The sequence below is a fragment of the Staphylococcus sp. HMSC072H03 genome (genome assembly GCF_001809305.1).
In the GTDB taxonomy this organism is placed as follows: Bacteria; Bacillota; Bacilli; order Staphylococcales; family Staphylococcaceae; genus Staphylococcus; species Staphylococcus hominis.
Genome location: NZ_KV796862.1, coordinates 1 through 3,930 on the forward strand (window position 1 = coordinate 1; position 3,930 = coordinate 3,930).

Genomic DNA, 3,930 nt, shown 5'->3' on the forward strand with positions numbered 1-3,930 from the left:
TATACTATAAATTCAACTTTGCAACAGAACCAATAATTTGCAATATTTACCTAAGGATGTGTTAAAAGAAATTGAATTTGAATTTGGAGATATAATGAATTATGAATCTATAGATAAAGCTACAAATAATGCAGATATTATTTATAATCTTGCAGCTTTAGTATCAGTGCCTTATTCATATAAAAATAGTGAATCATTTTTTGATGTTAATATAAAAGGTTTGTTAAATTTATTAAACTCTGTAAATAAAAAAGGTACCATTGAGAGAGTTATACAAATGTCTTCAAGTGAAGTATATGGTTCTCCTCAATATACTCCTATAAATGAAGCCCATCCGTTACAGCCACAGTCACCTTACGCTGCTTCAAAAGTTGGAGCAGATGCTTTAGCAACATCTTTTTATAAAACATATGGAACACCTGTAACAATTGCACGCCCATTCAATACTTATGGTCCTAGACAGTCAAGAAGAGCTATTATTCCTACAATTATTTCACAAGCATTACATAGTTCTAGTTTAAGTTTAGGAAATATTGATTCTTTAAGAGACTTTAATTATATAGACGATACTACATCAGGACTACTAGCATTATTAGAAGAGACTACGAATCAAGGTGCCCCAATAAATATTGGAAGTGGTTATTCTTACTCGATAAAAGATATTATTGATATAGTTTCTAAATTATTGAATAAAAATCTATATGTAAATAGAGATGATAATAGAATACGTCCTTCTAAAAGTGAAGTTAGTGAATTATTGTGTGACAACACTACAATTTCAAAATTAACATCATGGAAAAGTAATGTTAGTTTGGAGCAAGGAATTCAAAATACTATCGCTTTTTTTTACAAAAAAGATAAAAACTTCATAGAAAAAAGCAATAACTATTTTATCTAGTGTTTAGAAAGTAAGAAGGAGGTTGTTTATGAAAGCATTTATATTAGCAGGTGGAAAGGGTGAACGATTACATCCATTGACTAAAACAATCCCAAAGCCACTAGTCGAAGTCAATGGTATTAGTATATTAGATAGAATTATAAAATTTTTAAAAGATGCTAATATATACGATATTTATATTAGCGTAGGGTATTTAAGCTTTCAGATAGAAAAACATATAAAAAAATATAGGCAAACAGAAATTAATATATATATTATAAAGGAGGATATACCTTTAGGAACAGCCGGTCCTCTATCTTTATTAAAAAACGTAGATGATGATTTAATAGTTATTAATGGGGATATTTTAACTGATGTAAATTTCAAAGATTTCTATCAGTTCTATAATAAAAATGATAGTTTAGTAACAATTTTAACCATACCTTTAACAACAAGTATTCCTTTTGGTGTTTTAACTGTTAATGAAAATCAAAATATAACAATGATAGAAGAAAAACCTAAAATAAAAAACTATATCAGTGGTGGATGCTACATCTTTAATAAAGAAATAATAAAAAAAGTACCTAAAAATAAAAATCTTAAAATGACTGATTTTTTAGAAAAATTAATTAACGATAATATTTCTATTTCTTCTTATGTTCATAATGGAGTTTGGATAGACGCAGGAACTTGGGAAGATTTAAAAAAAGCTAAATCCATATTTTTATAGGAGGATATATTATGTGGGACATTGAAGTTTCATCATCAGATATAAGTCAGAAAGATATTGAAATTGTATGTGAAACTATGAAATCTAATTGGTTAAGTATGGGACCAAAAGTAAAAGAATTTGAAAGCATGTGGGCAAAAGAACTTGGTATAAATTACATATCTGCTGTATCTAGTGGAACTGCAGCATTACATTTAGCTTGTTTATGTTGCGAGTTCACTTATGGAGATGAAGTTATTGTCCCCGCATTAACATTTGTAGCTACAGCAAACGCTGTAAAATATACCGGGGCAACTCCTATAATATCTGATATAGAATCTAAGGATAATTTAATATTGTCAATTGAAGAAATACGAAAAAATATAACATCCAAAACTAAAGGAATTATTATCGTTCATTACGCTGGATATACATACAATATTGAAGAAATTTCTAAATTAGCAAAAGAATACAATCTATATTTAATTGAAGATGCTGCACATGCTATTACTAGTAGTTACAACAATAAATCTTTAGGTACTTATGGAGATCTAGCTTGTTTTAGTTTTTATCCTAATAAAAATATAACAACAGGTGAAGGCGGAGTAATTGCTACTAACAATAAGGATTTTCATGAAAAAATCCGTTCTTTAAGAACACATGGTATGACTACAGAGACATGGAATCGATATAATTCCAGTATTTCTACATATGATGTAAATAACTTAGGTTACAACTATAGAATGGATGATCTACGTGCTTCTTTAGGTATTTCTCAATTTAAAAATATGAAAAGAAACAAAATACACAGAAAGAATTTAGTAAACAAATATAGAGAATTATTGTTGGGTTATAAAGAAATAACTATTCCATTTCTAACAAATAATACTGATAGTTCTAATTATATTTTTGTTATATTTGTAAAAAATCCTATTTTGAAAGAAAAAATGATTACTGATCTTAGAAATGAGAAGATACAGACTAGTTTCCATTATACTCCCTTACATAAATTTAGTTATTATAAATCAAAAAACTTATTACCAATTGTAGAGGAGGTTTCTAAAGGTTTAGTTACATTACCCTTACATAATCGTTTATCTATCAATGATGTAAAAAGGGTCTGCACTATTATTAGTAAAAGTATACAGGAATGGAGAGAGCAATAATGAATCGGCTAAATACAAATTACTTTGATAACTTTTATATTGATTGGCAGAACAATGAAATATCAGAAAATTATGTTGAATTTTGTCAAAAGCAAATTAATAACTTAAGTCACATTGTTCCTTCATTAAAAAAAGAGAAAAGAAAAATCATCGATACTTGTTGTGGCTGTGGTTTTCATTCTAAATTTTTGATAGATAAAGGTCATCATGTTATTAGCTTTGACAAATCTGAGGAAATGTTGAACTTTGCATATAAAAAAAATGGCATTTTAGGTAAAAGACAATCTTTAGATGAAGAATTCCCAGAAAATCACGTCGACTTAATTCTTAATTTAAATACTTCTATCGGATATAAAAAAAATGATTTAAAAAATTTGTTAAGAAATAGTTATACCTCCTTAAAAAAAGGTGGTATTTTAATTATAGATTTGATGAACCCCGCCTTTTTCTATAAAAATTTTGAAGAACAAATGATTTTCAACTTCAAAGATTACGAAGTTAATCAAACTATTAAAATAAATAAAATTTATAATAGTATAGTTTCAACATGGGATGTTTATAAAAATAACGAATATAGCAAAGACCTTTCAAGAGAATTAAAATTTAAATTATATACTACTAATGATATAATTTGCAGTAGTTTGTATTATAACTTTACTTTATCCAATATATCTTTCTATGGAGACATGAAAGGAAATGAATTTCATGAAAATTCACCAAGACTAATAGTAAAAATAACGAAATAAGTGATACTTTAGGAGGCTGAAAAGTTTTGACAAAGAAATATTTAAACACCCAGAATGAAATATCAGCATTTTGGAATACTCAAAAGATATTTAAAAAATCAATTGACAATAGAAAAGGACAGGAAAGTTTTGTTTTTTATGACGGCCCCCCAACTGCAAATGGCCTTCCTCATGCTGGCCATGTTCTTGGAAGAGTAATCAAGGATTTAGTTGCAAGATTAAAAACTATGCAAGGTTTTTATGTAGAAAGAAAAGCAGGATGGGATACCCATGGCTTACCAGTTGAATTAGAGGTTGAAAAAAAAATTGGAATTAAAGGAAAACAAGACATTGAAAAGTATGGAATAGAAAATTTTATAAATGAATGTAAAAAAAGTGTATTTAATTATGAAAAAGAATGGCGGGATTTTTCTAAAGATTTAGGATACTGGG

The 3,930-nt window shown here is 27.5% G+C and carries 5 protein-coding genes; all 5 read left to right on the forward strand.

Features of this window, described 5'->3' with window-relative positions:
* Positions 1–37 precede the first annotated feature (37 nt).
* On the forward strand, positions 38–898 hold the full coding sequence (locus HMPREF2578_RS00390) for a GDP-mannose 4,6-dehydratase (protein WP_002505095.1): 861 nt from the start codon (positions 38–40) through the stop codon (positions 896–898).
* Positions 899–926: 28 nt separating this feature from the next.
* Complete coding sequence (locus HMPREF2578_RS00395) at positions 927–1,607, forward strand: nucleotidyltransferase family protein (RefSeq protein WP_002505096.1); 681 nt, start codon at positions 927–929, stop codon at positions 1,605–1,607.
* 11 nt (positions 1,608–1,618) lie between these two features.
* Complete coding sequence (locus HMPREF2578_RS00400; RefSeq protein WP_000263482.1) at positions 1,619–2,752, forward strand: DegT/DnrJ/EryC1/StrS family aminotransferase; 1,134 nt, start codon at positions 1,619–1,621, stop codon at positions 2,750–2,752.
* Positions 2,752–3,498, forward strand: coding sequence for a class I SAM-dependent methyltransferase (locus HMPREF2578_RS00405; protein WP_001081004.1), 747 nt, complete (start codon positions 2,752–2,754; stop codon positions 3,496–3,498). The genes HMPREF2578_RS00400 and HMPREF2578_RS00405 overlap by 1 nt, the downstream gene beginning before the upstream one ends.
* 26 nt (positions 3,499–3,524) lie before the next feature.
* Positions 3,525–3,930 (forward strand): class I tRNA ligase family protein (locus HMPREF2578_RS00410; RefSeq protein WP_141743912.1); only part of this gene is annotated, 406 nt, incomplete at its 3' end.